This window comes from Streptomyces sp. NBC_00536, assembly GCF_036346295.1.
In the GTDB taxonomy this organism is placed as follows: Bacteria; Actinomycetota; Actinomycetes; order Streptomycetales; family Streptomycetaceae; genus Streptomyces.
This window is the reverse complement of sequence record NZ_CP107819.1, coordinates 1,833,020-1,859,915: the sequence shown is the minus strand read 5'-3', so window position 1 is coordinate 1,859,915 and position 26,896 is coordinate 1,833,020. Positions and strand designations below refer to the sequence as shown.

The following is a 26,896-nucleotide window of genomic DNA, read 5'->3' as shown; positions in this document are numbered from 1 at the left end:
GGCGGAGGCGGGGTCGGGCGTGCGTACCGGGTCCCCGCCTGGGGGGAAGGTCAGCCTCCGGTCACGGGGCGGGCCGCCGGGTTGCGGCCGGTCCGGTCGCGGTCGGTGTGCGGCGGCCGACGGCTGCCGACCGGGGTCACCGGGGTCCGTTCGGAGCGGATGACGTGCGGCCGGGCGCCCACGTGCGGCGCGGCCGTACGGGCCGCGGTGGCGTGACCGGCGGCGGCGCCCGCGCCGGCGGGCACCGGGGTGACCTCCTCGGCCACGGGCAGTGCCTCGGCCGCCCGCTGGACGAACACCTTGGCCTGCGTGGACAGCGGAACGGTCGGCACCGGGACGGCGCTCCCGCCGCTCTGGCGGCGCAGGCGCCAGGCCACGCGCTGTTCCATGATGAAGGCTTCGGCCCGGGCGATGAAGGGCTCGAACCAGGGCAGGGCCAGCAGCACCAGCAGGCCGGCGGCCCAGCCGAGCAGCACATCGCTGACCCAGTGCGTACCGAGGTAGACGGTGGTGGCGCCGACGCTGAGCGCGACGATCGCGGAGGCCGTCGACAGCACCCGCCGGGTGACTCCGGTGGAGGCCAGGTAGGCCAGGATCCCCCAGGTCACGACGGCATTGGCGGTGTGGCCGGAAGGAAATATATCGCCGCCGCCGAACATCTCGGCGGAGCCGATCTGGGTCGCGTAGTGCGGCCCGAGGCGGCCGAGGCCCAGCTTCACCGAGCCCACGGTGACGTTCAGCGCGAGCAGCGCCACGCCGAGGGTGATCAGCGGGCGCAGGGTGTGCTGGCGCCAGCAGCGCCAGCCGAGCCAGGCCATGACCATCATCGAAGTGGGGCCGCGCTGGCCCAGGACCACGAGGTAGTCGAGGAAGGCGTGCACCTGCGGCCACTGCTCGTACGGCCGGAAGAACATGAGCTGCCAGTCGAGCCGCACCAGCCACGAGGTGGTCAGTACACCGATCACGATCGCCAGGTAGAACACGAGCGTCGCGCCGAAGAGCACGACACGGTGCCGGCTCATCTGCGGCACTTGCAGATGAGCCGGTCGTTCGGGTTCCCGGTCAAGGCGGGCGAACACCCGCTCCAGACGGGTGAAAATTTGGTCAGTACGCACCCAATCGACGTTACCGCGCGCCGATGGGCCGCCCGGTCGAATCCCGGGCTTTGTGATGACCATGTGATGTGGAGTTGGTCTCGTTCGGGACTTTATTCCCCGGAATGCGGCAATGTCCCGTGGGGCGGTGGCCGGAGCGTGATCCACCTGTGTCCTGAATAAGGTGACACACTTATCGAGATTTTATGGGGGCGGGCTCAATTCCTTTGCACAAACATGGATCGGAATTCCCCCTTCCGTTGCGGCGGGCCCGTTACGGCGGCCCCGACCCGTTCAGCCACCAGGCGCCGTACACCGCCGAGACCAGCGCCAGCGCCCCCAGGGCCGCCACCGCCCGCCCGGGCCGCCGCCGCGCCAGGGCCACCGCGACCGGCAGCAGCAGCGGGAAGGCGGGCAGCAGCAGCCGCGGCTTGGACCCGAAGTACCCCGAGGCGCACAGGGCCAGGGCCACCACGATCCCGCCGTAGACCAGCAGCGCCACGGGCTGCCGCTGCCGTACGCACAGCACGCACAGCCACAGCACCAGCGCGACCCCCGCGATCAGCCCCGCCCCGGCCAGGACCCCGGGGACGGCGGCCGAGCCGAGCCGGCCCGCGATGAAACGGGCGAAGGCCCAGCCCCCGTCGAAGCCGTTGCCCCAGCCGCCCTGCACGTCCAGGTACCCGAACAGGCCGCCGCCGGTCCGCGCGCCGACCCACAGCACGTACGCCGCCGCCCCCAGCGGGGCCAGCGCCACCCCGGCCGCCGTCCGCCACGAGCGCTCCCCGCGCCGCCAGGCCAGTACGGCCGCCACCCAGACCGCCGCGACCACCGCGGCCCCGACCGGCCGGGTCAGCCCCGCCAGCGCGGCCAGCGCGCCCGCCCAGAGCCAGTGGCCGCGCAGCACCCCGTACAGCGCCCAGGCGGCCAGCGCCGTGAAGAGGGCCTCGCTGTAGGCCATGGACTGCACGATCCCGACCGGCAGCGCGGCCCAGAGCGCCACGGCCGCCACCCCGGCCCGGCGCCCGTACAAGAGGTCGGCGACCGCGAAGATCCCCCAGGCCGCGGCCAGGGACGCGGTCCACGCCACCACCAGGCCCGCGTCCCCGTACGCCAGCCCGGTCGGCGCCGCCACCGCCCGCTCCAGCCACGGCAGCAGCGGGAAGAACGCCAGGTTCGAGTGGACGTCGCCGTTCGCGAGCACCACCTCGTACCCGTACCCCTCGGCCGCGACCCGCGCGTACCAGAGGGAGTCCCAGCGGGCGGAGAGCAGCGTGTGCGCGCTGCTGCCCGCCGCCAGCCCCCACACCCAGAGCGCGAGCAGGCCCAGCGCCCGGACCGCGGCGAAGGCGGCGAGCGCGGGCGCGGCCCGGCGCAGGGCGGTGGCCGGGAAGCGGCCCGGAGGCCGGTTCCCGGGGTGCGGCGGCGCGGTCGGGGCGGGCGGAGCGTGATCGTTCACGGGAACGATTATCGGGGCCCGCGGAGCGGACCACGGCCCGTGACCTGGCGCGTACCCCGGTGGCGGAGGGGGAAGGAGGGCGCTGGGCGAGGGTGCACCGCACCGGAAAGACCGTGACCGGGATGAGAGCTTGGCCACGTGAGCGATGGCTCGAACTCGCGTACGCTGTCCGTTCACTCGCGCGTCGATGCCGGACCCCGTGGGACGCCGCCATCCGTGGCCGTCGGACGCTGGTCCGCCGAGGCGAGGGATCACCTGGGAGGTAGATGCATGTCGGGGACGAACACCCTCCGGCAGCGGCTCGGCGCGCTCGCGGGCGGCGCCAACCGCTGGGCCGTACTGGCCGTCCTCTGCGTCAGCCTGCTCCTCGTCGCGCTCGACTCGACGATCCTGCACGTGGCCGTCCCCTCGGTCACCGAGGACCTGCGCCCCGGCGCGGTCGAGCTGCTGTGGATCGTCGACGCCTACCCCCTGGTCTGCGCCTCGCTGCTGATCCTCTTCGGCACGCTCGGCGACCGGGTCGGCCGCCGCCGGATCCTGCTGCTCGGCTACGGGCTCTTCGGCCTCGCCTCCGCGATCGCCGCCCTCGCCGACAACGCCCAGCTGCTCATCGCCGCGCGCGCCCTGCTCGGCACCGGCGGTGCGATGATCATGCCCGCCACCCTGTCGATCCTGCGCACCGTCTTCCCCGACCGCCGCGAGCGGGCCCTCGCCATCGGCATCTGGACCGCGGTCGCCGCCGTGGGCGCGGCCGGCGGTCCCGTCATCGGCGGCTTCCTCGTCCAGCACTTCTGGTGGGGCTCCGTCTTCCTCATCAACATCCCGCTGATGGCGCTCATCCTGCCGCTGGGCCGCTGGCTGCTGCCCGAGTCCAAGGGGACGGGCGGCGGGCCGTGGGACGTGCTCGGCGCGCTCATGGCCGCCGGGGGCGTGCTCGCCACGGTGTTCGGGGTCAAGCGCGCGGGCGCCGACCGGACCTTCCTCGAAGCCGGGGCGCTGGCGCCGCTGCTGATCGGCGCGGTGCTGCTGGTGCTGTTCGTACGCCGCCAGAAGCGGCGCAAGCACCCCCTCGTCGACATCGGGATGTTCTCCCGCGCCGCCTTCACCACCTCCGTGGCCTGCATCGTGCTCGCCATGCTGGCGCTGGTCGGCCTCGAACTGATCGCCGTCCAGTACCTCCAGCTCGTGCTGCACCTGACCCCGCTGCAGACCGGTCTGCGGCTGCTGCCGCTCACCTTCGCGGCGATGGCGGCGGGCGCCACCGGCTCGTACACCCTCCAGCGGGTCGGCCCGCGCACGATGGTCTCGCTCGGCTTCACCCTCACCGCGTGCGCCGTGCTGCTGCTCACGCTGATGGGCCTGGACGACCGGCCCTGGCTGCTCACCTTCGGCTTCGTGCTGCTGGGCTTCGGACTCCAGACCACGCTCTTCGGGGCGTACGAGTCCATGCTGAGCGAGGCTCCGGCCAGCAAGGCGGGGGGTGCGGCGGCCATCGGCGAGACCTCCTACCAGCTCGGTGCGGGCATGGGCATCGCGCTGCTCGGCAGCGTCATGAACGCGGCGTACATGCCGGGGCTGCGGGAGGTGCCGGGGGTTTCGGCGGCCGATTCGGGGCGGGCCGCGCATTCGCTCGGCGAGGCGTATCAGATCGCGCGGCGCCTGGGCGGGCCCGCGGGGGAGTCGCTCTACTCCGCCGCCCGGCACTCCTTTGTGCACGGGCTGCACGTGACGCTCGGGGTGAGTGCGGTGCTGTTGCTCGCGGGGGCGGCGATGGCGTTGAAGCTGCCGCGGGGGCTGGAGGCCGAGCCGGGTCCCGCCGAGCCGGTACGGATCCCCGGGCAGTCGGGCCCCTGCCCGGACCCGGTCGCGGGTCCCGCCGCCCGACGCTCCTCCTGACCCCGGGCCGGGGGGTTCCGCTGCGCGGGGCCTGCCCCTCCCCGCCCTTCCACCGTTCCCCGGGGCTCCGCCCCGGACCCCGCGCCTCAAACGCCGGCGGGGCTTGGGGTGGGCAATTTCAGCCTGCCCGGCGTTTGAGGGCCCGCCGGAGGCAACACCAGCCCGCCCGGCGATTGAGGGCACACCTCAGCCCGCCCGGCGATTGAGGGCGGGGTCACGGGGGTGGGGGTGGACCCGGGGGGTGAACGGTGGCTAACTTGCAGCGCTAGGTTTCGTCCTCAGGCCCGCCGGGAGGCCCTCGTGTCCGCGTCGAAAACCCCCTTCGTCCCCACCGACCCCCTCGGGCTCGACGAGCTGCTCGGCCCCGAGGACCTCGCGGTCCGGGACACCGTCCGGGACTGGGCGGCCGACCGCGTGCTGCCGTACGTCGCCGAGTGGTACGAGAGCGGCGAGCTGCCCGGGATCCGGGAGCTGGCCCGGGAGCTGGGGGCCATCGGCGCGCTCGGGATGTCCCTGACCGGGTACGGCTGCGCGGGCGCCAGCGCCGTCCAGTACGGGCTGGCCTGCCTGGAGCTGGAGGCCGCCGACTCAGGGATCCGCTCCCTCGTCTCCGTACAGGGTTCGCTCGCCATGTACGCGATCTGGAAGTACGGCTCCGAGGAGCAGAAGCAGCGCTGGCTGCCCGGGATGGCGGCCGGTGAGCTGATCGGCTGCTTCGGGCTGACCGAGCCCGACGTGGGCTCGGACCCTGCTGCCATGAGGACCCACGCCAAGCGTGACGGCACCGACTGGGTGCTGAACGGCCGCAAGATGTGGATCACCAACGGCAGCGTCGCGGCCGTCGCCGTGGTGTGGGCGCAGACCGAAGAGGGGATCCGGGGGTTCGTCGTTCCGACGGACAGTGCGGGCTTCTCCGCGCCCGAGATCAAGCACAAGTGGTCGCTGCGCGCCTCGGTGACCAGCGAGCTGGTCATGGACGACGTACGGCTGCCCGCGGACGCGGTGCTTCCGGAGGTGACCGGGCTCAAGGGGCCGCTGGGCTGCCTCAGTCACGCGCGGTACGGGATCATCTGGGGATCCATGGGCGCGGCGCGCGCCAGCTTCGAGTCCGCGCTCGGTTACGCGAAGACGCGCGAGCAGTTCGGGAAGCCGATCGGCGGCTTCCAGCTCACCCAGGCCAAGCTCGCGGACATGGCCCTGGAACTGCACAAGGGCATCCTGCTCGCCCACCACCTGGGCCGCCGCATGGACGCGGGCACCCTGCGGCCGGAGCAGATCAGCTTCGGCAAGCTCAACAACGTCCGCGAGGCGATCGACATCTGCCGCACCGCGCGGACGATCCTCGGCGCGAACGGGATCTCCCTGGAGTACCCCGTCATGCGGCACGCCACGAACCTCGAATCGGTGCTCACCTACGAGGGCACCGTCGAGATGCACCAGCTGGTCCTGGGCAAGGCACTCACCGGCCTCGACGCCTTCCGGTGAGCGCCCCCCTCAGCTCTGGTTGAAGAAGTCGCGCGTGCGCCCACCGGGCTCGCCGCTGACGATCTGGGTGTCGGCCGGGGTCAGCAGGAAGACTCTGGTCGCCACCCGCTCGATCGAGCCGCGCAGGCCGAAGGTCAGGCCGGCCGCGAAGTCGACCACGCGCTTCGCGTCGCCCGGGTCCATCGACGACAGGTTCACGATGACGGGCACGCCCTCGCGGAACAGCTCGCCGATGCCCCGCGCGTCGCGGAAGCCGTCGGGGGTCACCGTGGCGATCCGCCGGCCCTGCTCGACGGCCGACTCGGACGCCACCTTGACCCGCGGGTCGGTGACCCACTGCTCGCGCTCGACACCGCCCGTGTGGTTGCTCTGCGCCGCGGCCTCCGCGTACTCGTCGTCGTAGTAACGCTCGTCGCTGCTGTCCTCAACGAGACCCAGCCAGGCACTCGCCTTGCGTACCGAACCCATGGACGCCTCCTTTCACCGGGGTCTGTCTGTCTTCTCTCCGCGTCCCTATGGTCGACCATGATGCTGACAACGCGCCAAGTGGATAGTCGCCGCGCAGGGGTTTCGTGACGGTACTGGTGCAGAACATCCGGTGCGCGGCCAAGGTTCCCGGCGCTTACCGCTGCTGACTGAGTGAAAATACGACCGCTGCATCCGTCCGGGTGACCGCAGGGGACGTACGGGTGAAGGGCCCGGCTCGATACGATGCCCCGCACGCACGCGCTTGACACCACGGGGGAACCACTTGTTCGGCATTGTCAGACCCTGCACGCACCGGCTCGGAGACCGGTTCAAAACGGAATGGATGGCCCATCTCTGCGGCCTGTGCCTGGCACTTCGTGGGGACCACGGACAGTTCGCGAGGGTCGTCACCAACTACGACGGGCTGCTCGTCTCCGTTCTGACGGAGGCTCAGTCCGGGCCGGCCCCGGGCGCACGGCGCACGGCGGGCCCCTGTCCACTGCGCGGGATGCGCACCGCTCCGGTGGCCAACGGCGAGGGCGCGCGGCTCGCCGCGGCCGTCTCCCTGGTGCTCGCCTCGGCGAAGGTACGGGACCACGTGGCCGACCGGGACGGCCTGTTGGCACGCGCTCCGCTGGCCGCCGCCGCGCGCACCGTGGCCCGGCGCTGGGACCGGGCCGGAGCCCGCACCGGGGCCTCCCTCGGCTTCGACACCGCGGTGCTCGTGGACGCGGTGGACCGCCAGGGCGGCATCGAGGCGCTGGCCGGACCGGGCACGCCGGTGCTGCGGGTGACCGAGCCGACCGAGACCGCCACGGCCGCCGCCTTCGCGCATACCGCGACCTTGGCCGGGCGGCCCGGCAACGCCCCCGCGCTCGCCGAGGCGGGCCGGTACTTCGGGCGGCTCGCGCACCTGCTGGACGCGGTCGAGGATCAGGCCGCGGACGCCGCGGCGGGGGCCTGGAACCCGCTGACGGCCACCGGGACCCCGCTCAGCGAGGCCCGGCGGCTGTGCGACGACGCGCTGCACGGGATCCGGCTGGCGCTGCGGGAGGCCGAGTTCGTGGACGCGGGGCTCGCGCACCGGCTGCTGGTCCACGAGCTGCGCACCTCGGTGGACCGCGCCTTCGGCATGAGCTCCTGCGGGCACACGGGCACCGCCTCCGCCGGTCACGGCCCGGAGCAGGGGTTCGGTACGGCGCCGCCCTCCTGGGACCCGGGGCACGGGGGCGGCGGCTTCGGCGCTCCGCCGCCGCCGCAGAAGCCGCGCCGCGGCCTGCTCGCGGGCTGCGCGGTGTCCATAGGCCTGTTCTGCACCTGCCAGCTGTGCTGCACCGACTTCGAAGGGCCCTGGTCCCGGAAGAAGCGGGACGCGTGGTGCGACGACTGCGACTGTGACTGCGGCGGCTGCGACGGGTGCGGCTGTGACGGCGGTTGCTGCGATGGGTGCGACTGCTGTGACTGCGGGTGCGACTGCGGCTGCTGAGGTCGCGTCAGGGCAGGTCCGTACGGCGTACCTTGCGACGCCGGTGGCCTCGGTACGGGGTGCCGGTGTGGAAATGTGACCGCATATGGTTACCGACACTGCCGATACGGCCGACGCCCCCGCCGCCTGGAAGCGCTGGCACGCCCACCGGGTGGACACGGTGTCCGCCCCCTACGGCCCGCTGGCCCTCACCGGCACCCACTGGCTCGCCGATTACCCGGAGGGTCGAATTCCGGACGTTCCCGGGGTGTGGCGCGAGACGGACGGCGGAGTCGTCCTCACCGCCGCCCCCGCGGACGGGCTCACCCTCGACGGCGAGCCCTTCGCGGGGGAGGCGGTGCTCGCCGCCGACGACGGCCCGGTCTCCGGCTCCCGGATCGCGGCGGCCGCCGTACGGCTCGCGGTGATCCGGCGCGAAGGGGCCTGGGCGGTCCGCGTCCACGACCCGGACTCCCCGGCCCGCGGCGCCTTCGAGACGGTCGAAGCCACCCCGTACGACCCGGCGTACGCGCTCCCGGGCCGCTTCCGCGCGTACGGCGAGGACCGGACCGTACAGGTCGAGAACGCCGACGGGCGCACCCGCGGCCTCGGCCTCGGCGGCGAGCTGGCCTTCGCGTTCCAGGGCGTCCCGCACACCCTCCAGGTCGCCGTGGACGAGGACGACGGCAGTCTGTGGGCGGTCTTCGGCGATGCCACCAGTGGCCGGAGCAGCTACCGCTTCCGGTTCCTGCGGCCCGGCACGCCGGCCGCCGACGGCTCGGTCGCGGTCGACCTCAACCGGGCGCTGCTGCCGCCCTGCGCCTTCGCGGACCACTTCATCTGTCCCTTCCCGCCGCCCGGGAACACCCTGCCGTTCGAGGTCGCGGCAGGCGAACGGCGGCTGAAATCAGCCCTTGCTACCGGTATCTGACGCCACCACACTCCCGGTCAGTGCTTGTCAGGTGCACGGCCAGGCCCACGCGTCCGCCGCGCCCCGATTCCCTCCGGGAGGACGAGAAATGAGCTTCAAGCACATCCCCCACACCCCCCACACCCCCACATCCACCTCCACCCGCGGACGCTCCCGCGCCCGCACCCGGCTCGCGGCGCTCGCGGCGGGACTCGCCGCCGTCGCCGCCTTCACCGTCCCCGCGACGGCCAGCGCCAGCTCCGACAGTGCCGCGGGCTCCGGTGGCCTGAGCGCCGACCGGCTCGCCGCCGTCGGCGCCTCGGTGCAGCGCGCCGACGTCGCGGGCACCGCCTGGTACACCGACCCCGCCACCGGCACCCTCGTGGTGACCGCCGACTCCACCGTCTCGGCCACCGACCTCGCCAGAATCAAGCACGAGGCCGGGGCCGACGCCGGGGCCCTGCGCGTCGAGCGCACCTCCGGCAAGCTGAGCAAGCTGATCTCGGGCGGCGACGCGATCTACGCCTCCGGCTGGCGCTGCTCGCTCGGCTTCAACGTCCGCAGCGGAACCACGTACTACATGCTCACCGCCGGGCACTGCACCGACGGCGCGGGCACCTGGTGGACGAGCACCGCGCACACCACCACGATCGGCGCGACCGTCGGATCCAGCTTCCCCGGCAACGACTACGGCCTGGTCCGCTACGACAACACCTCGCTGGCCCACGCGGGCACCGTCGGCAGCCAGGACATCACCAGCGCCGCCAACGCCACCGTCGGCATGTCCGTGACCCGGCGCGGCTCCACCACCGGCATCCACAGCGGCACGGTGCAGGCCCTCAACGCCACCGTCAACTACGGCAACGGCGACATCGTCTCCGGCCTGATCCGCACCAACGTCTGCGCCGAGCCCGGCGACAGCGGCGGCCCGCTCTACTCCGGGACCAAGGCCATCGGCCTGACCTCCGGCGGCAGCGGCAACTGCTCCAGCGGCGGCACCACGTTCTTCCAGCCGGTGACCGAGGCCCTGGCGGCCTACGGGGTCAGCGTCTACTGACGGACACCGCCCGCGGCCCGCTCCGCGTGCGCCCCCGCTCGCACCCTGGACGTCCCCCCGCCTTCTGGGAGGATGTCCAGGGTGTCCGGCTGCCACGGGGAGGCGCGTGCATGAAACGCATCGGAGTGACCGGCCACCGGTCCCTTCCCGGCGAGGTGCTCGCCCACGTCGAGGACGGGCTGCGGGCCGTCCTCGACGGCCACGACGGCCCGCTGGAGGCGCTGTCCAGCCTCGCGGAGGGAGCAGACCAGCTCTTCGCCGACATCGCGCTCCAGTGCGGGGCCGACCTCACCGTGGTGATCCCCAGCGCGGACTACGAGGCCACCTTCGGCGGCGGCGCGCCGCTCGCCGGGTACCACCGGCTGCGCCGGCTGGCCACCCAGGAGATCAGGCTGGACTTCGCCCGCTCCACGGACGAGGCGTACTACGCGGCGGGCACCTTCATCGCCGACAGCTGCGACCGGCTCGTCGCCGTCTGGGACGGCCTCCCGGCCCGCGGGCACGGCGGCACGGCCGAGATCGTCGCCTACGCCCGCTCGCTCGGCAAGCCGGTCACCGTCCTGTGGCGGGCGGGCGTCGTACGGGACTGAGACGGGACTGAGTCCGGCCGCCGTACGACGCCCCTCCCGACGTCCGCCTCAACTGCTGTGGCGGGCCAGCCAGTCCGTGTGCTGCGGGGAGACGTACCGCTCGGTCTCATAGACCGCGGACGGCCACTGCGACTCCGTGATCGTCGTCTGCATCACCACCATCATCGCGGACAGGTCCTGCTCGATCAGCGTGTGCGCCTCGATCAGCGGATGGTGGCGGCGCACCTCGTTCCAGGCGATCCCGGCCGCCGCGGCGGCGCTCAGCAGTCCGGTCAGCCGCGTGCCCGGACCCGAGCCGAAGGCCCCCAGCAGCGCGAACAGCAGCGCCGCACAGGTCAGGAGCACGATCGACCACGACCACACGGCGGTGGCCCGCCGCGACACCTCCGTCTTGCGCTGGTACCACTTGCGCTGCTCGATCAGCCGGTCCCTGACGTACGTCTCGCGCCGCACCTGGTAGCCGAGCCCCCGCAGCCGGTGCATGGCCCCGGTGATCTCCCCGCCCGCCGGCACCATCCCGGCCGTGCGCGGATCCTCCCAGCCCATCTTGCGCAACTCGTCCAGACCCGCCTCCAGCCGGGTCCCGTACACCTGCGGGGCATCGGGCACCTCGCTGCCGAACGGCGCCCCGTGGACGGCGTACCGCCAGGCCAGCGACTTGATGAACTCCGCCGCGCTGCGGTTGAGCTGCCACTGCGGGCGGGCCCGGCGCCGGGTGGCCCGTACCCCCACGCCGAGCACCCCCGCGTACGCCAGCGCGCTCAGCATCCCGAACACGTGCAGCGACCCGACGCGGGCCGAGGACGGCAGCGCCCCGGCCGCCGCGGCCGTCACGAGCAGCAGCAACTGGGCGCGGGTGGCCTGAGTGGACTCCCGCTGCCGGGAGATCGCCGCCTGGTCGGTGTGGTGGAAGAGGGCCGGCAGGTCTTCGTTTCGAAAGGTCGTGCTGTCGTTCACAGCGAACCCCCCAGTCTGCTGTCCAGTGGTGCGCGGGGCGGCCGCCGGGACCTGCCCGGTCCCCGGCCGCCGCCCCGCCCGCGGGCGGTCACACCGCCAGCGGCTCCAGGTCGCGGTGGACCCGGCGCTCGTCGCGTGCGTAGCGGGTCAGGCCGTGTTCCTCGCCCAGGAGCCTGGTCAGCTCGTTCACCGCCTCCGTGCGGACCCGCGTGGCTTCCTCCTTGCGGCCCATCGAATCGAGGCTGACCGCCATGTTGGAGGCGCTCGCCAGGGTTTCGGGGTGGTGCGCGCCGAGCGCCTCGCGCAGCCGCATCACCGCCATCCGCTCCAGTTCCAGCGCGCCCTCCGGATCGCCCAGGTCGGCCAGGGTGTTCGCCAGGTTCAGGTGCGCGAAGATCGTGTGCGGGTGGTTGTCGCCGAGGACCTCGCGCATGTGCCGGATCACCTGGCGCAGCATGGTCTCGGCCGTCTCCGCCGCCCCCGAACCCCAGTGGAACACCGCGAGGTTGTTCAGCGCGGCCAGGGTGTACGGGTGCCGCTCGCCCGGCACCTTCATGTACTCGTCGACGACCTCCTGCGCCAGGTCCCGCGCCCCCGCCGCGTCTCCGATGGCGAACATGTCGGCGGCCAGGTTCAGTTCGCAGGCCAGCAGGTCCGGGTTGACCGAGGTGTACTTGGCCCGGTAGCGGTTGCGGGTGGCGGTGGTCAGCCGCCGCGCGTCCTCCAGCTCGCCCGCCCGGCGCAGCGAGACGGCGAGGGACTTGGCGGCGGCGAGGGTGCCCGGGAAGGCGCGCCCCAGTTGCCGCTTGTAGATCTCGTACGTCCGGCTCAGCAGCTGCACCGAGTCGTCGTAGCGGCCGACCTCCCGCAGGTCGCGGGCCAGGCTCTGGGCCGAGGACAGGGTGTACGGGTGGTCCGGGCCGAGCACCTCGGTGCGCCGGTCGAAGACCTCCTGGTCGATCTCGCGGGCCCGGGCGTACTGCCCGACCATGCGCAGGTTCAGCGCCAGGTTGTTCGCGGCCGCCAGGGTCCGCGGGTGCGACTCGTGGAAGATCTGGCTGAAGCCCTCGTGCGCGGCCGTCGCCAGCTCCATCGCCTCGCCGTACCGGCCGAGGGTGCCCAGGTCCATCGCCAGGCCGCTGGTGGTCATGTAGGTGTGCGGGTGCGAGGGGCCCAGCGCCGTGCGCTGGCGCTCCAGGGTGACCTCGTCCAGCTCCTTGGCCTCCACGAACCGCCCCTGCGAGCGCAGGATGTTGGACAGGTGGAAGCGCAGGTACAGGTACTGGAGGTCGTCGCCGCCCAGGGTCTCCTTCCAGGTCTCGCGCAGCTCCTCGCCGAGCTGGTACGCCGCCTTGAAGTCACCGCGCTTCCACAGGTAGCGGACCCGGTCGATCAGCAGCCGCCGGGTCTCCGGCTCCTTGCAGTACCGGGCCTCGGACGGGGTCAGGTGCGGCCAGATGGTGTTGAACCGCGGCCAGGTCGCCGGGTTGTCTATCGGCTCGTCGTCGTCCGGCCGGGCACCCGCCAGGATCCGGTGCACGGCGTGCCGGGCCTCGCGCTGCTCCTCCTCGGTCAACTGCGCCCGGATCACGGCCTGGACCAGGCGGTGCACCTGGATGCTGTTGCTGACCTGGTCGACCTTGGCCATCGCGAACCGGCCGATCTCCCGGATCACCCGGCCCAGTACCAGCTTCTCCTGGAGCGAGGAGTCGTACGGCTTGAGGGCGTCGATCATCTCCTTGCTGTAGAGCAGGTTCGCCGAGATCGGCTCGGGCGCGAAGAAGGCGCAGAGCTGGAGCAGCCGCACCGCGGCGGGGGAGCGGCTCTGCAGCCGTTCTATGGAGACGTTCCAGGTGGCCGCGACCGGCTCCGGGTAGCCGGGCGGCTGGTTGAGCGCCAGCACCCGGGCCGCCTGCTGGGCGAGCTGCTCCAGATAGGCGGAGACGGGCGTCGCGGTCTCCGCGATCCACGCACCGGCCTGCTCGACCGCGAGCGGCAGGTCGCCGACCGCGATCGCGACCTGTTCGGCATCGTCCTTGGTGAGCCCGGGAGCCCGCCGCTGGAGGTGCTCGATGGACTCCTCGCGCAGGAACACGTCGACCGGCAGCGCGTCCCCGTACTGCGACCAGCTCTGGTTGCGGGAGGTCACCAGCACGTGCCCGGGGCCGCCCGGCGGGAAGAACCGCTTGAGGGCCTCGGGATCGTCCGCGTTGTCGAAGACGAGCAGCCAGCGCGAGGAGGGCACCCCGCGCCGCAGCAGGTCGATCGCCTCCTGCGAGGCGGCCGACATGTCCTCGCCGGTCTGCGCGCCGAGCCGGACGGCCAGCTCCGCGAGGGCCGCGACCACGTCGTCCGTCTGCTCGGAGGAGATCCACCACACCAGGTCGTAGTCCGCCATGAACCGGTGGACGTACTCCAGCGCGACCTGCGTCTTGCCCACCCCGCCCAGCCCGTACAGGGTCTGCGGCTGCGGCAGGACCACCGCCATGCCCCCGCCGAGCTGGTCGCGCATCCGCTCCAGCACGATGGAGCGCCCGGTGAAGCCGGGGTTGCGCGGCGGTGCGTTCCAGATCTTCGGAACGGTCCCCGGGAAGCGCGGCCCGGGCGCCGTGGCGCTGCTCATCCCGTCGTTGAGGGGCGCCGGCCGTTCCACCGCGCGCAGCAGGGCGGTGGTGGCGTGCACCTCGTCGAGGCGGAAGAGGTCCACCGGATTGCGGTCGATGTACGGGGTGCTCAGGCGTACGTCGCCCACGCGCAGCGGCACCAGCTGGCGCCGCCCGCCGGTCGGGTCCTCGGCGGCGGCCCGCTCCCAGACGTCCACGGCCCGGGCGGACTTGAGGTAGGCGCTGGAGAGCAGCACCACGGTCCGGGCGGCCGTGTCGATGCTGAGCCCCGAGCCGCCGAGGGTGTCCCCGGGGGTGGCGGTGGGCGGGCGCTCGGCGGAGACGTCCTTGGGCACGACCCGGAACCCGGCCCGGGTGAGGACCGATTCGATCCAGTCGGCCCACATCCGGTTCTCGGCGACGTAGGACAGGAACAGGTCGGCGGGCAGGGCGGGGCGGCGGCGGGTGAAGGCGTCGCGGATCCGCAGCCGGACCTCCTCGCCGATGGCGGGCATGGAGGTGATCTCGCCTTCGGTGACCACGGTGGTGAGCCGTTCGAAGGCGGAGAGCAGGGAGTTGGTGAGCCCGGCCTCGTCGCCGAAGGTGGCCAGGGTCTCCTCGTAGGCGTAGTAGGGCCGGTAGGGGATCTCCACCGCGCCCCAGTAGGCGGTGAGTTCGTCGCCGCCCAGTCCGCTGGGGAAGCGGTCGAACTTGATCCGGGCCAGTGCGCGGCCCGCGTCGGCCTTCTCCTTCTCGCCCTCGTCGATGCGCATCGGGACCGGGTAGATCTTGATGCCGCGGTCGTTGAACCGCTCGTCGATCTGCCGGGCGACGGAGGCGGCGCCGTCGATGGACTGGTCGGAGAGGGTGAAGCAGTCCACCAGCACGTCGGGCAGGTGGACCGTGCAGATGTCGGCGATGTCGCTGAGCCCGGTCCGGCTGTCGATCAGGACGTAGTCGTAGTTGCGCTTCATGTCGTCGCGCAGGGCGTCGAAGAAGTGGCCGCCGCCGAGCCGGTCGTAGAAGTTGTCCCAGTCGAAGGTGGAGACGGTGGCCGAGTACTCGCGGTTCTGCCGGCCCGCGGAGACGAAGTCGAGGGTGCCGCCGTCGGGGAACTCCCAGCCGAGGGTCTCGGGCGTGAGGGAGACGGCGTGCGGCTGGATCCGCGCGTAGTCCTTGTGCCAGTCGTCGGAGCGCTGCGCCGGGCTGGTGGCGGCCCACGCGTACTCGCTGATCAGGTCGATGATCCCGGTGGTGGCCCCGAGCGTGGAGGGGTCCAGGAACGGGTGGAAGAAGCGGTGCAGGCCCGGGGCCTCCAGGTCCCAGTCCACGGCGAGGACCCGCTTGCCGTTGGCGGCGAGGATCCAGGCGGTGTTGGCCAGCGCCATGGTGCGGCCGGTGCCGCCCTTGTACGAGTAGAAGGTGACGATCCGTCCGTCACGACTGGCTGTCATCCGCGTCCCCCGCTTGGTTGGTCGGTCCGTCGGCGTCCGGGTGCGGCCCGGTGGTGCGGGCCTGGTGCTCTTCGGTGTCGGGCGGGAACGGCGCGGGCGGCGCGGCCGGTGGCCCGTTCATGCCCATCGGCCCGAGCAGCCGGGGCCGTTCGGTGTGCGTCCCGCCCGCGGGCGGATAGACCTGGGCGTGTCTGAGGAACTGCTGGGCGGCCGCCTCGACCACCTGCGGCAGGATCTGCCCGAGGGTCTCCATGTTGGCCACCCCGTTGGCGGCGGCCCGGCAGGCGATCCGGCCCTGGCTCATCTTCACGGGCATCGTGTCTTCGAGCTGATCGGTCAACTCGGTTTCCCTGGCGCGGCTCTGGTGGTCGTACCGGTTCCACGGCACGACCACGCTCACCCAGGGCCGCGGGTCCTGGTCGAAGGCGGCCAGGCGCTGGCGGCGCAGGTCGTCGGCGACGGCCCAGCGGTCGACGATCAGGATCTCGGGGCGGGTCGGCGGCTGCTTGGTGTCGAAGTGTCCGGCCTCGTCGTCGAAGGAGGCCAGGGTGGTCTGGTAGTTGAGGGAGCGCACCAGGTCCTCGGCGACGTAGGCCACGGGCCGCTGGGCGACCGGGTGGTACGGGTTCCAGTCCAGCGCGGTGTCCCCGTAGTACTCGGGGCTGCGGCCCTCCGGGAGGTCGTGCCGGGTGGCGGCGGCGACGGTGACGTGCAGGCTGCGGGCCGAGTTGCCGGGGCCGCCCGCGGCCCCGGGACTGCCGAACGCGCTGGGCACCACCCGGTAGTCCATGGGCCGGCTGATGTCGAGGCGCACGGACTCGGCGACCCGCACGATGCGCTTGGCCAGTTCGTAGACGGCCCGTTCGTACTGCTCGGCGTAGCCGCGGAGTTTGATCAGGCCGTAGAGCCCGTCGGTGACGTAGCGCTCGCCGAAGGTGTTGTGGTTGAACTGGAGCCGCTCGGCGGGGCCGGGCAGCTGCGCGGGCGGCACGGGGACCCACAGCGCGGGCACGATGGCCTCGGCGGGCTCGCCGCTGACGGCGGTCCGCTGGATGGTGCGGTGCGCGAAGGCGAACCATTCCTTTCCGCACATCTCGCTGGCGAAGTAGCGCGGCGAGAACAGCGGGACGAAGACCCGGCAGGTGGCCAGTGCCGTGCCGAGCCGTTCCGACCAGCCCTCGCCGCTGCGTATCTCCCGGTCCATGAATCCGGCGTCGGATCCGGCGGGCAGATCAGTGAGCGCCATGACATGGCTGGAGAGGTCACGGAAAAGCCGCTCCACCCACATGTCGGGGTCGGGCCCCCCGGCCCCGAACCTCGGCGTATGCGCATAACTGAGAAAAAAGTACGGCTGCACTGATGCGGGCACACGACCCCCGTCCCGAAGATGTGGAGCGAAGAAACATCATTCCGGAGCTGCTTCGCCACATCGCCTCATGGTTCAGTCAATCAGCGTCTGTTTTCGGTCATCCAGGTAACGGCGTGATCGACGGCATCAGGAATCCCGAAGATCATGGCCGACGCGCCCCCCAGCCGCCCCTCGCGCACCTTGGACGGGGGAAAGGCCCGGCCGATCTCCGCGAAATCACTGTCGTCGAGCGCGACGTCCTCGTATGCCGTCCACTCCTCCCCCTGCCGCCGCCCCGGAAGGTTCACCTTCACCACACACGCGTACATGCGCAAGGGGGGCTTCGGAATTCGATACTCCGCGAGATGGAAAGCAGTGCAGACGGCAAATCCCACATTGATCATGAGTACCTGGCCCCCCTCCCGGCACAGCGTTCCCAGCGGCGAATCCTCCCCCACATGGGAGGTCAGCGGGTGACCGGCGGCGAACCGTCCGGCCTCCCCGCCCAGCACCGCGAAAGAGGTCTGCGGGTGACCGCTGCGCACCGCCCCGGGCGCCGTGCGCACCGCCTCCGCGAAGACGCCCATGCCCTCGCTCGGGGTGCGCGCCGGATCGAAGGCGGGCATCCGCTCCCGGAACGCCGCCGCCTCGGACTCGCCCATGCCCGCGGTGCGGGCCAGATGGGCCCTGGAGGTGAGGGAGTTGGCCGGGGTGAAGGCGGGCACCACCAGGGTGCCCCGGGGGCCGAGCACCTCCCGCAGCGCCTCCAGCAGCCGCTCGGCGCGCAGACCGGTGCCGCCCAGCGAGGCGTGCACCAGCAGCCGCGCCCCGGACCGCACCCCGAGCAGGCGCAGCCGCGCGGCGAGCGCGGGCGCATCCAGCGGGGCGCGCGTATCCAGCAGAGCTGATGCCGCGGCGGCTCCGCGGCCGCTCACGCGTCGACCGCCTTGGCTTCCCAGCGCAGCTCCTCGACCAGCCGCTTGCCCGTGCTGGTCAGCTCGGCCGCCCCGGCGAGCCGGTCCAGGGCCCGGTGGATCCGGTCCGTGCCCGCCGGGTGGTGCGGCTCGGTGGCCCGCCGGTACGCCTCCACCGCGACCCGCTCGTGGACGTCCGCCAGCAGCCGGGACACCGGAACCGGCCGCTCCCGCCAGGGCGAGGGGTGCTCCCAGGCCCCGTCCAGCGCGTACAGGTCGGCCACCTCGGTCAGCGCCCGCAGCCGCGCCCTCCGCTGCCCGGTGAGCAGCGCCAGGGCGGTCTCCCCGACCCCGGCCGCATACGGCAGGCCCAGGGCGCCGGGGCCGTGCCGGCCCGCCTCGCCCCAGCCACCTGCCCGGGGGCCGCCCGCCAGCGGGGTCAGGGTGGTCAGCCCGCCCGCCGCCGCCCGGGCGAACTCCGGCACCGCCCGGTGCAGCAGCGCCCAGGCCGCGCCGAGCCGCTCCCGCCACTCCTCGGCCTCCCCGGCGCCCAGGCGCAGCCGCGGGGGGCGGGCGAAGCAGGTGCGGTACGGGTCGAGGTCGTCCAGCGCCACCGCCGGGCCCCGCGGTCCCGGGGACCAGGGCCGTACGGGCTCCCAGCGCGCGTCCCCGGCGGCCGGGCCGAAGCGGTGCAGGGAGCGGCCGTCGTGGGCCGTCCAGCCGTCGTCGGCGGCCCGCAGTGAGGCCCGGCCGTCGGTGCCGGGTTCCCCGAGCCGCAGCAGCCCCAGCGTCGGCAGGTACACCTCGCCGTCCCGGTAGCCCACCTCGGCGGGCATGTCCAGACCGCCCCGCAGCACGGCGGCGGCGGCCAGCGCGGCGAGGCGCAGCGCGGCCTCCGGCCCGTCGGGGCGCCCCTCCTGGGCCGCGTCGAGGGCGGCCAGCACCCAGGTCCGGGTGTAGGGGTGCGCCAGTACGGCGTCCAGCGCGTCCGCGCCCGCCTCGCCCGCGCCCTCCACCGCCCCCAGCAGTTCCCAGGCCCGCGCCCAGGCGGCCCCGCCGCCCGCGCGGGGGGCGAACTCGGTCAGCTCCGCGTGCAGCCGGGCGAGCAGCACCCGGGTCAACTGGTGCTGGGAGGCCGCCAGTTCCGCCGGGTCGGCGAGTTCGGCGGCAGTCGCCTCGGTGGCGGTGCGGCCCTCGACCCCGTCGACCAGTTCGCGCAGGTCGGCGCAGTAGACGGAGGGGTTGGCGAAGCCGGTTCCGGCGCGGTAGCGGTGGGTGTAGAGCCCGCCCCCGCACGAACGTACGACGGGGCAGCGGCGGCATTCGTCGCTGACGCCCGCGAGGCCGAGCTGCCGGGCGCGGACCCCCGGATGGGCCGCGACCTGGTCGAAGGTGTGGGAGAAGACGTCGAAACCGGTGGCGGCGGCGCCCTCGTAGGCGCTCTTGAGGGAGTCGACTTGCTCCAGGGTCCCGTCCGTCTCCACGACCACCAGGTCGGTCGGGGCCAGGCCCAGGGACTCGGTCATGCTGGGGCCGCCGCGCAGGGTGCTGGCGAGCGATTCGAAGATGCGTACGGGCACGGGCCGGCCGAGCCGGTCCCAGTGGTCGAAGACGCGAAGCAGCCAGCGGGCGTAGGCGTCGGGCACGCCGTCGGGGCGGGGCGGGGGCGTTTCCCAGGTGGCGTGCGGGAGCAGGAAGTCCACGCGCGGGGGTTCGAGGGCGACGAGGGCGTCGAGCACGGCGACCGGGTCGTTGGCGATGTCCACCGTGCAGAGCAGGCCCTGGTAGAGGTGGCGGTAGGGCGCCGAGCGGAGCAGCGCCACGGCGGCGAGGACCAGGGGGTGGCTGGTGCGGCCGTCCGCGAACCGGCGGTGGCGGTCGTTGGCCGTGCGGTCGCCGTCGAGGGAGACGCCGACCCGGACGCCGAATTCGGCGAAGAGGTCGAGGAAACGCGGGCTCAGCTGGAGGCCATTGGTGTGAATGCGCAGGTCCAGCGCGGCGGTTCCGGCGAGGGCCCGGGAGAATTCCTCGCACACCAGCCGCAGCCGGTCCGGCCCCGCCAGCAGGGGTTCCCCTCCGTGGAGAATCACCGTGACGGAGGGGAGTGCATGATCACGGGCATGTTCGGCGAGCCGCGACGCGGTATGCGAAATGACCTCGGGGGAGATCACTTTCGGCCGGGCTCGCCAGCTCTGATCTGCGTGTTCATAGACATAGCAATGATCACAAGCAAGATCGCATCTGCTGTGAACCTTGAGGACGATCTCGCGAAAAGCGATCAGGCCGGTCATTCCACCAGTCTAGAGCGCCTACTTCTCGGTCAGAGCGCAGAGTTGAAGATCGGTGCCTGAGCCGTGCGACCGGATTCTTCGCGCAGCACTCGTCCGAGTGCGACGGCCGAAGACGCGCTGCGGGCGTCGATCTGGGCGAGCGGGACCCGGCGGGCCTTGACCGTGCTGGTCGGGGGGGTTGCGGAAGTGTTCACGACACCGTCCTTGAGGGGGCCATGTGAAATGGGCGGGGGATTGACAAGAGCGTCCGCTCGTGTCAAGCGTGGACTTTACTCGTCCACGTCCTATTGGCAACCGAGACATGACGCCAGGTCAAGCGTTCTATAGAAAGAGTGACGCAATTCCTTTTCCCGCCGCCCGCGGGCCCCCTCCCGTTCGCCGTCAGGCCGGCCGCTGGTGCTGTTCGGGCGGGCCGGGGAGGTCGCGCAGCAGCCAGGTGAGGATCTCGGGCAGGGCGCGCAGGGCCGCGAAGTGGGCCGCCCCCGGGTCGATGGTGGCGGTGGCGCCGGGGATCCGCTCGGCCAGCCAGCGTGAGTGGCCGACCGGGGAGAACACGTCCTGTTCGCCGTGCCAGATCATCACCGGGCAGCGGATGTCGGCGGGTTCGAACCCCCAGGGGCTGCACAGGGCGAGGGCGTCGTCGATCCAGCCGTCCGCCGAATTGCGCAGTCCCTCGCGGAAGTTGCGCAGCAGCATCGAGCGCAGACCGGCGTCCGCGACGATCATCCGGTCGTTGTCGGTGAGTTCGATGCGCAGTTCGTCCAGCAGCCGCCCCGGGTCCTTGCCGATGGCGGCGGCCCGCGGGGTCAGCCGGGCGGCCAGTTCCTCGGGGTCCACCGAGGCGGTGGTGTACTCGCGCACGTTCGAGGCGGTCATGCCGTCGAACCAGTCGAGCCCGTCCGCGTCCCAGGGCGCGAGGCCGACCAGGGCCGCCGTCCGGGTGACCCGCTCGGGCAGCAGGGCCGCGCAGGCCAGTGCGTGCGGGGCGCCGCCGGAGCGGCCGGCGACGGCGAACTTCTCCAGGCCGAGGGCGTCGGCGATGGTGGCCACGTCCTGGACGGCGTCGGCGACCGAGCGGCCGCGCAGCCGGTCGGAGTCCCCGTAGCCGGGACGGTCGTAGGCGATGACCTGCATGCGGCGCTGGTAGAGGACCATGCCGCGGGGGGCCGGGCCCAGTCTGCTGCCCGGGGTGCCGTGCAGCAGGAAGACCGGTCTGCCGCGGGGGTCGCCGAAACGCTCCACCATCAGTTGCCGTCCGTCCGCGGTGCGCACCCGATTGTGCACGCGTCCCCTCCTTCGCGGTCGACTTCCCGGTTGGCTTCCCGGCCGACTTCCCGGTCGGCGGTGAGCCGCCTTGGTGATTGTGCTCGCTGGGGGAGGAGCGCGGTAGGGCGCACTCTCTCCCAAATTCTTGTGAAAGTTTTCACAAGCACACAGGGGTCTTTGGTCCCCTGGCATATCTGCAGGTCAGGTGCCGGATCGTGGGGGCGTGAACGGGGGTGAACGGCCCTTCGGCCCCCGCTGAAAGGGCTTTTTCGGCACGGCGGCTTCCGCTTTTGGGTGTCGAATTGAGTCATCAGGAAAACGGCTCGCAATGAAGGAGTTCCTGCCATGCAGGCCAACGAGATGGTGGACGCGCTCGTCCAGGGAGCGCTCACGGCGCTCGGCCGGTTCGAGGGTTTCGACCAGGAGCAGGTCGACCACATAGTCAAGAAGGCCTCCCTGGCGGCCCTGAGCAGCCACGGAGAGCTGGCCCGGCTGGCGGTCGAGGAGACCGGCCGCGGCATCTTCGAGGACAAGGCCGTCAAGAACCTCTTCGCCTGCGAGCACGTCGTGAACTCGATGCGCGGCCTGAAGACCGCCGGCGTCATCCGCCGCGACGAGCTGAACGGCATCACCGAGATCGCCGAACCCGTCGGCGTCGTCTGCGCGATGACCCCGGTCACCAACCCGACCTCCACCACGATCTTCAAGGCGCTGATCGCGCTGAAGACCCGCAACCCGATCATCTTCGCCTTCCACCCCTCCGCGCAGAACTGCTCCGCCGAGGCCGCCCGCATCGTGCGGGACGCCGCCGTCGCCGCGGGCGCCCCGGAGAACTGCGTCCAGTGGGTCACCGCCCCCTCCATGGAGGCCACCGGCGCCCTCATGAACCACCCGGGCGTCTCCACCATCCTCGCCACCGGCGGGAACGCGATGGTCAAGGCCGCCTACTCGTGCGGCAAGCCCGCCCTGGGCGTCGGCGCGGGCAACGTCCCGGCGTACGTCCACAAGAGCGCCAAGCTGGCCCGCGCGATCCACGACATCGTGCTCTCCAAGGCCTTCGACAACGGCATGATCTGCGCCTCCGAGCAGGCCGTCATCCTCGACCAGGAGATCTACGAGAAGGGCCTGGCCGAGTTCAAGCGGCTCGGCGCCCACGTGGTCTCGGCCGCCGAGAAGACGAAGCTGGAGCAGTTCGTCTTCGGTACGACCGCCTACGCCGCCGACGCCTCCGGCGCCAAGCTGAACCCCGCGGTCGTCGGCAAGTCACCGCAGTGGATCGCCGAGCAGGCCGGGTTCGAGGTCTCCGCCGAGACCTCCATCCTGCTCGCCGAGTGCAACGAGGTCGGCGAGAACGAGCCGCTGACCCGCGAGAAGCTCTCCCCGGTGCTGGCCGCCCTCAAGGCCTCCGACACCGAGCACGGCCTCGAACTCGCCGCCGCCATGGTCGAGTTCCACGGCCTGGGCCACAGCGCCGCCATCCACGCCGAGGACGAGGGGCTCGTCGAGGAGTTCGGGAAGAAGGTCAAGGCGATCCGTGTCATCGCCAACTCCCCTTCCACCTTCGGCGGCATCGGCGACGTCTACAACGCCTTCCTGCCCTCCCTGACCCTCGGCTGCGGCTCCTACGGCCACAACTCGGTGTCCAACAACGTCACCGCGGTCAACCTGATCAACGTCAAGCGGATCGGACGGCGCAACAACAACATGCAGTGGTTCAAGGTCCCGCCGAAGATCTACTTCGAGCGCAACTCCATCCGCTACCTCGGTGAGATGGACGGCATCAGCCGCGTCTCGATCGTCACCGACAAGACGATGGTCGCCCTCGGCTTCGTGCAGCGGATCACCGACATCCTGCAGGGCCGCGAGGGCTCCGTCGCCATCCAGGTCATCGACAGCGTCGAGCCCAACCCGGAGCTGTCGACCGTCCAGGCCGGCGCCGCGATGATGCGCGACTTCAAGCCCGACACGATCATCGGCCTCGGCGGCGGTTCGCCGATGGACGCCGCGAAGATCATGTGGCTGATGTACGAGCGCCCCGAGGTCGAGTTCGCCGACACGAAGGAGAAGTTCTTCGACGTCCGCAAGCGCGCCTACACGTTCCCCTCGCTCGGCGAGAAGGCCAGGATGGTCGCCATTCCGACCACCTCCGGCACCGGCTCCGAGGTCACCCCCTTCGCCGTCATCTCCGACCCGGCCGCGGCCCAGAAGTACCCGCTCGCCGACTACGCGCTGACCCCGAACGTCGCCATCGTCGACCCGGTCCTGCCGATGGGCCTCCCGGCCACGGTGACCGCCGACTCCGGCTTCGACGCCCTGACGCACGCCACCGAGGCCTACGTCTCCGCCTACGCGAACGACTACACCGACGGCCTGTGCCTCCAGGCCATCAAGCTCATCTTCGAAAACCTCGAACGCTGCGTCCTGGACGGGCCGAACGACCCCGAGGCCCGCGAGAAGATGCACAACGCCTCCACCGTCGCGGGCATGGCCTTCGCCAACGCCTTCCTCGGCCTGGTCCACGCCATGGCGCACACCCTGGGCAACACCTTCCACGTCGCCCACGGCCGCACCAACGCGCTGCTCCTGCCGCACGTGATCCGGCACAACGGCACGGTCTCGCACAAGGCCACCCCGTGGCCGAAGGCCGAGGTCTACCGCGCCCCGGAGCGGTTCCAGGAGATCGCGAAGCTGCTGGGCCTGCCGGCCGCCACCCCGGCCGAGGGCGTCGAGTCCTACGCCCGCGCCGTCGAGGAACTGCGCGCCAAGTGCGGCATCCCGGCCTCCTTCGCGGAGGAGGGCGTCGACGAGCAGGCCTTCATCGAGGCCCTGCCGACCCAGGCCATGAACGCCTACGCCGACCAGTGCGCCCCCGCCAACCCGCGGATGCCGATGATCGACGACATGAAGCAGCTCATGCGCCAGGCGTACTACGGCAACGTCGAGGGCGCCCCGGCCGCCCGGGCCGAGAAGGCCGCAAAGAAGTAGTGACCCCCTGAACGTCCACAGGAAAAGCCCGCCCGGGCCGCCAAGGCCCGGGCGGGCTTTCTGTGTTGGCCTTCAGATCCGCCGCAGGTGCTCCGTGAACAGGGCGCGGGCCCGGTCGATGTCCTCGGGGGAGGCCGCCCCGCGCTTGGGCAGGACGAAGAAGTGCTCCATGCTGCCCGTGAGGACGAACAGCTCGGGGGTCTCGAACCACCAGGGGTAGCCGCGCCAGTCGGAGGTGTCGTCCGTGCCGGCCTCGCCGGTGGCGATCAGGCCGGTGGCGGTCAGGCCGTCCTCGGTGAGCGTGGTGCGCAAGGCGCCGCGGGCCGCGTCGGCCGCGTACAGCCCGCGCATCCGGGACCTGCGGTGCAGCTGGCGTATGACGGGCACGGCGATGACGGCGGTCACGCCGGCGGCGATGTACCCGATTTCCCCGAGGCCCCACAGCACGACCCGCACGATCCCCGCCGCGGCCCCGAGCAGGGCGGGGAGCAGCAGGTAGCGGGTGCGTCCCGGCCAGGTGCCGAGGGTGTACCGCCACAGCGCCTTGTCGTAGTCCTCGGCGTCCGGGGCGTACTCGAACCGGGCGGTGCGCAAGGCGGTTTTTCCGGCCTGTGCGGCTTGATTCATGTCCATGACAGCGGAGGGTACGACACCCTCCGCGATCATGTCTCGGGGTGTTCCTCGGGGGCCAGGAAGCGGCCCATGGGCAGCACCGGGCGGCCCCAGGTGCTGGCGAGGATCTGCCCGGCGAGCAGGTACAGGGCGCCGAGCGCGGCCAGCAGCCCCGCCCAGCCGGTGATCCGGTTCCAGATCAGCTCCCCGGTGAACCCGTTCACCGTCATGGCGACGAAGACGACGAGCACACAGGTGAAGGTCGACAGCAGCACCAGGTGGATCCGCCAGCTGCCCAGCCACAGGACGAACACCACGAACACCCACGGCAGGGTGAACAGCCCGCTGACGTCCCCGCGCAGCGCGGGGTCGGTGGCGGGCAGCACCCACTGGAGCAGGCAGGCCTTGGCCATCCAGAAGAGCCCGAAGCCGCCGAAGACGGTGGCGTGCCAGGTGTCACCGCGCTGCGCCTGGAACAGCCCGGCCAGCAGCTGGGCGAGCCCGCCGATGAAGAACCCGACCAGGGGCAGCACGGAGTGGCCGAGCTTCTCGGGGAAGACGCCCGCGTCGATGCCGGTGGCGATGGTGGTGACCACGATGAAGCCGGTGAGGCCGAGCGCGCCCAGCTGCGCCTGGGCGCTGGGCTCCATCCGCTTGACGGAGGCGGACTGGGCCACGGGTCCCTGACGGTTCCACAGGGCCCGGCCGGCCGGGTCGTGCGGCGGGTCGTGCTGCGGGCCGTGCGACGGTGTGCCCACGGGGGTGTTCACGGGGCGGCCTCCTCGGCGGGCTCGGGCAGTCCGCTGCCGACGGCCGCTCCCGCGCGCCCCTTGTGGAGGACCGCGCAGGCCAGGGTCACCGCGGAGCCGAGTACGGCCCAGCCCGCCAGGATCAGCATCGAGGGGGCGGTGTCATTGCCCTTGAAGTACGCGATGGAACGGGCCGCGTAGGTGCCCGCGCCCGGTGGCAGGGCGGGGCCGATGGCCTTCCAGAACGGCGGCAGCAGCGGGTACGGATAGGCGCCGCCCGCGCTCGGATTGCCAAAGACGACCACCAGCAGGATCGCCAGGCCGATGCCGACGACTCCCGCCAGCCCCTGGAAGGCCAGGGTGATCGCGCCGACCGCGAAGACGACCAGGGTGCCCAGGCCCCACAGGCCGAAGATGCTGCCGGGCAGCGCGTCCAGGACCGGGCCCGCGATCACCGCGCCGAGCAGTCCGGCGGCGATGGAGTACAGCAGCAGCGCGCCCAGCCGGATGACCGCGCGGGCGGCGTTGGCGGGCCGGGCCCCGGCGCTGATCGCGAGGATCGCGGCGCACAGGTAGCCGCCCACGCACCAGCCGACGACGAGGTAGAAGGAGCTGAGCCCGCGCGCGTCGCCCGCGGCGGCGGGGGCCACGTCGGTGACCTTCACCGTGCGGCCCTGGGCCTTCTCGGCCAGGCCGACGACCTGTTCCAGGGCCTGGCCGAGCGAGGCCCCGGCGCCGCCCGCGACGAGCAGCCGGTCGGTCGTGCCGCGGGGGTCGACGATCAGGGCGCCGTCCACCTCCCGGTTCCTGATCTGGCGCAGGGCGGTGGCCTCGTCCTTGACCGCGCGGGGATCGAGGGGATCACCGGGCAGCTCGCCGAGCTGTTTCACGGACCGCTCGGTGAGCTGGGCGACGGGGGTGGTCACCGCCAGCGGGATCTCGCTCGGCTCGGGGTGGTGGAAGGCGCCGATGTACGAGGTGATGAAGGCGAGCTGGAGCGCCAGCACCCCCAGGACCAGCAGGGCTGCCCGGGTGGTCACGGCGTCCTTGACCTCGGCGAGGAAGCCGCCGGAGGGGCCGGTGGCACTGCCCGAGGGGCCTGCTGCGGTGTTGGTGGGCCGGTTCATGCCTTCACGCTCGACCGGGCGGGGACCGGGCGCAGCAGGGGTGGGCCGAATGGATGACCGGGCCACGACTGGGCCACCGATGGGTGATCGAACATGTGTTTCGCACGGACATTCGAATTGCTCTATGGTGGAGACGGGGGAGGCGAAGGAGTGTCGGGCGCATCGA

Annotated in this window: 20 protein-coding genes; 7 read left to right on the top strand and 13 right to left on the bottom strand. The window is 72.3% G+C overall.

Going from position 1 to position 26,896, the window contains the following annotated elements:
- Positions 1–50: 50 nt before the first annotated feature.
- Together OHS33_RS07940 and OHS33_RS07935 are read right to left on the bottom strand one after the other, a co-directional pair.
- A complete protein-coding gene (locus OHS33_RS07940) occupies positions 51–1,115 on the bottom strand; it encodes a phosphatase PAP2 family protein (protein ID WP_330329666.1) in 1,065 nt (354 codons plus the stop codon).
- A gap of 253 nt (positions 1,116–1,368) precedes the next feature.
- Positions 1,369–2,472, bottom strand: a complete 1,104-nt coding sequence (locus tag OHS33_RS07935) for a hypothetical protein (RefSeq protein ID WP_330334953.1) — start codon at positions 2,470–2,472, stop codon at positions 1,369–1,371.
- A gap of 351 nt (positions 2,473–2,823) precedes the next feature.
- Here OHS33_RS07935 and OHS33_RS07930 point away from each other — a divergent pair, with 351 nt between their 5' ends.
- Together OHS33_RS07930 and OHS33_RS07925 are read left to right on the top strand one after the other, a co-directional pair.
- On the top strand, positions 2,824–4,449 hold the full coding sequence (locus OHS33_RS07930; RefSeq protein WP_330329665.1) for an MFS transporter: 1,626 nt from the start codon (positions 2,824–2,826) through the stop codon (positions 4,447–4,449).
- Positions 4,450–4,749: 300 nt separating this feature from the next.
- A complete protein-coding gene (locus OHS33_RS07925) occupies positions 4,750–5,934 on the top strand; it encodes an acyl-CoA dehydrogenase family protein (RefSeq protein WP_330329664.1) in 1,185 nt (394 codons plus the stop codon).
- 9 nt (positions 5,935–5,943) lie between these two features.
- Here the strand turns inward: OHS33_RS07925 and OHS33_RS07920 are convergent, their stop codons facing one another.
- A complete protein-coding gene (locus OHS33_RS07920; RefSeq protein ID WP_330329663.1) occupies positions 5,944–6,402 on the bottom strand; it encodes a cell division protein SepF in 459 nt (152 codons plus the stop codon).
- 283 nt (positions 6,403–6,685) lie between these two features.
- Between OHS33_RS07920 and OHS33_RS07915 the strand changes: the two genes are divergently transcribed.
- The 4 genes from OHS33_RS07915 to OHS33_RS07900 all read left to right on the top strand — a co-directional run bounded on the left by OHS33_RS07915 (position 6,686) and on the right by OHS33_RS07900 (position 10,424).
- A complete protein-coding gene (locus OHS33_RS07915; RefSeq protein ID WP_330329662.1) occupies positions 6,686–7,888 on the top strand; it encodes a DUF5685 family protein in 1,203 nt (400 codons plus the stop codon).
- 85 nt (positions 7,889–7,973) lie between these two features.
- Positions 7,974–8,798 (top strand): DUF1684 domain-containing protein, encoded by an 825-nt coding sequence (locus tag OHS33_RS07910; RefSeq protein ID WP_330329661.1) that lies wholly within the window; start codon positions 7,974–7,976, stop codon positions 8,796–8,798.
- Between the two features lie 88 nt (positions 8,799–8,886).
- Positions 8,887–9,834 carry a S1 family peptidase gene (locus tag OHS33_RS07905; protein WP_330329660.1) on the top strand — a complete coding sequence of 316 codons (948 nt, stop codon included), beginning with the start codon at positions 8,887–8,889 and terminating at the stop codon, positions 9,832–9,834.
- A gap of 110 nt (positions 9,835–9,944) precedes the next feature.
- On the top strand, positions 9,945–10,424 hold the full coding sequence (locus OHS33_RS07900; RefSeq protein ID WP_330329659.1) for a hypothetical protein: 480 nt from the start codon (positions 9,945–9,947) through the stop codon (positions 10,422–10,424).
- A 48-nt stretch (positions 10,425–10,472) separates the two neighbouring features.
- Here the strand turns inward: OHS33_RS07900 and OHS33_RS07895 are convergent, their stop codons facing one another.
- The 7 genes from OHS33_RS07895 to OHS33_RS07865 form a co-directional block, all read right to left on the bottom strand.
- Positions 10,473–11,381, bottom strand: coding sequence for a DUF4231 domain-containing protein (locus OHS33_RS07895; RefSeq protein ID WP_330329658.1), 909 nt, complete (start codon positions 11,379–11,381; stop codon positions 10,473–10,475).
- 88 nt (positions 11,382–11,469) lie between these two features.
- Positions 11,470–15,438, bottom strand: a complete 3,969-nt coding sequence (gene fxsT, locus OHS33_RS07890; protein ID WP_330329657.1) for an FxSxx-COOH system tetratricopeptide repeat protein — start codon at positions 15,436–15,438, stop codon at positions 11,470–11,472.
- Positions 15,422–16,807: a TIR-like protein FxsC gene (locus OHS33_RS07885; RefSeq protein WP_330329656.1), complete on the bottom strand. Its 1,386-nt coding sequence runs from the start codon at positions 16,805–16,807 to the stop codon at positions 15,422–15,424. Before OHS33_RS07885 ends, fxsT begins: the two co-directional genes overlap by 17 nt.
- An 80-nt stretch (positions 16,808–16,887) precedes the next feature.
- On the bottom strand, positions 16,888–17,667 hold the full coding sequence (locus OHS33_RS07880) for an aminoglycoside N(3)-acetyltransferase (protein ID WP_330334952.1): 780 nt from the start codon (positions 17,665–17,667) through the stop codon (positions 16,888–16,890).
- Between the two features lie 50 nt (positions 17,668–17,717).
- Positions 17,718–19,991 (bottom strand): radical SAM/SPASM protein FxsBH, inactivated beta-hydroxylase extension form, encoded by a 2,274-nt coding sequence (fxsBH, locus tag OHS33_RS07875; protein WP_330329655.1) that lies wholly within the window; start codon positions 19,989–19,991, stop codon positions 17,718–17,720.
- Between the two features lie 29 nt (positions 19,992–20,020).
- The gene (locus tag OHS33_RS07870) at positions 20,021–20,185 is read right to left on the bottom strand and encodes an FXSXX-COOH protein (protein ID WP_330329654.1); all 165 of its coding nucleotides are present in this window, start codon (positions 20,183–20,185) and stop codon (positions 20,021–20,023) included.
- Between the two features lie 187 nt (positions 20,186–20,372).
- Positions 20,373–21,275: an alpha/beta fold hydrolase gene (locus OHS33_RS07865; RefSeq protein WP_330329653.1), complete on the bottom strand. Its 903-nt coding sequence runs from the start codon at positions 21,273–21,275 to the stop codon at positions 20,373–20,375.
- 327 nt (positions 21,276–21,602) lie between these two features.
- Between OHS33_RS07865 and adhE the strand changes: the two genes are divergently transcribed.
- Entirely contained in the window at positions 21,603–24,242 is a 2,640-nt protein-coding gene (adhE, locus tag OHS33_RS07860; RefSeq protein WP_330329652.1) for a bifunctional acetaldehyde-CoA/alcohol dehydrogenase, read from the top strand.
- 72 nt (positions 24,243–24,314) lie between these two features.
- On the opposite strand, the gene OHS33_RS07855 is transcribed toward adhE, so the two are convergent.
- The 3 genes from OHS33_RS07855 to OHS33_RS07845 are packed head-to-tail and all read right to left on the bottom strand — an operon-like array spanning position 24,315 to position 26,730.
- Positions 24,315–24,875 (bottom strand): hypothetical protein, encoded by a 561-nt coding sequence (locus OHS33_RS07855; RefSeq protein ID WP_330329651.1) that lies wholly within the window; start codon positions 24,873–24,875, stop codon positions 24,315–24,317.
- Positions 24,876–24,904: 29 nt separating this feature from the next.
- Positions 24,905–25,624 (bottom strand): acetate uptake transporter, encoded by a 720-nt coding sequence (locus tag OHS33_RS07850; protein WP_330329650.1) that lies wholly within the window; start codon positions 25,622–25,624, stop codon positions 24,905–24,907.
- The gene (locus OHS33_RS07845; RefSeq protein WP_330329649.1) at positions 25,621–26,730 is read right to left on the bottom strand and encodes a DUF3533 domain-containing protein; all 1,110 of its coding nucleotides are present in this window, start codon (positions 26,728–26,730) and stop codon (positions 25,621–25,623) included. The genes OHS33_RS07850 and OHS33_RS07845 overlap by 4 nt, the downstream gene beginning before the upstream one ends.
- Positions 26,731–26,896 lie beyond the last annotated feature (166 nt).

What these genes read in the sequence shown, in the direction of transcription:
- OHS33_RS07900 (WP_330329659.1), top strand. Translation starts at nt 9,945, where the DNA reads ATGAAACGCATCGGAGTGACCGGCCACCGGTCCCTTCCCGGCGAGGTG.
- OHS33_RS07845 (WP_330329649.1), bottom strand. Translation starts at nt 26,730, where the DNA reads ATGAACCGGCCCACCAACACCGCAGCAGGCCCCTCGGGCAGTGCCACC.
- OHS33_RS07905 (WP_330329660.1), top strand. Translation starts at nt 8,887, where the DNA reads ATGAGCTTCAAGCACATCCCCCACACCCCCCACACCCCCACATCCACC.
- OHS33_RS07910 (WP_330329661.1), top strand. Translation starts at nt 7,974, where the DNA reads ATGGTTACCGACACTGCCGATACGGCCGACGCCCCCGCCGCCTGGAAG.
- fxsBH (WP_330329655.1), bottom strand. Translation starts at nt 19,991, where the DNA reads ATGACCGGCCTGATCGCTTTTCGCGAGATCGTCCTCAAGGTTCACAGC.
- fxsT (WP_330329657.1), bottom strand. Translation starts at nt 15,438, where the DNA reads ATGACAGCCAGTCGTGACGGACGGATCGTCACCTTCTACTCGTACAAG.
- OHS33_RS07855 (WP_330329651.1), bottom strand. Translation starts at nt 24,875, where the DNA reads ATGGACATGAATCAAGCCGCACAGGCCGGAAAAACCGCCTTGCGCACC.
- OHS33_RS07920 (WP_330329663.1), bottom strand. Translation starts at nt 6,402, where the DNA reads ATGGGTTCGGTACGCAAGGCGAGTGCCTGGCTGGGTCTCGTTGAGGAC.
- OHS33_RS07930 (WP_330329665.1), top strand. Translation starts at nt 2,824, where the DNA reads ATGTCGGGGACGAACACCCTCCGGCAGCGGCTCGGCGCGCTCGCGGGC.
- adhE (WP_330329652.1), top strand. Translation starts at nt 21,603, where the DNA reads ATGCAGGCCAACGAGATGGTGGACGCGCTCGTCCAGGGAGCGCTCACG.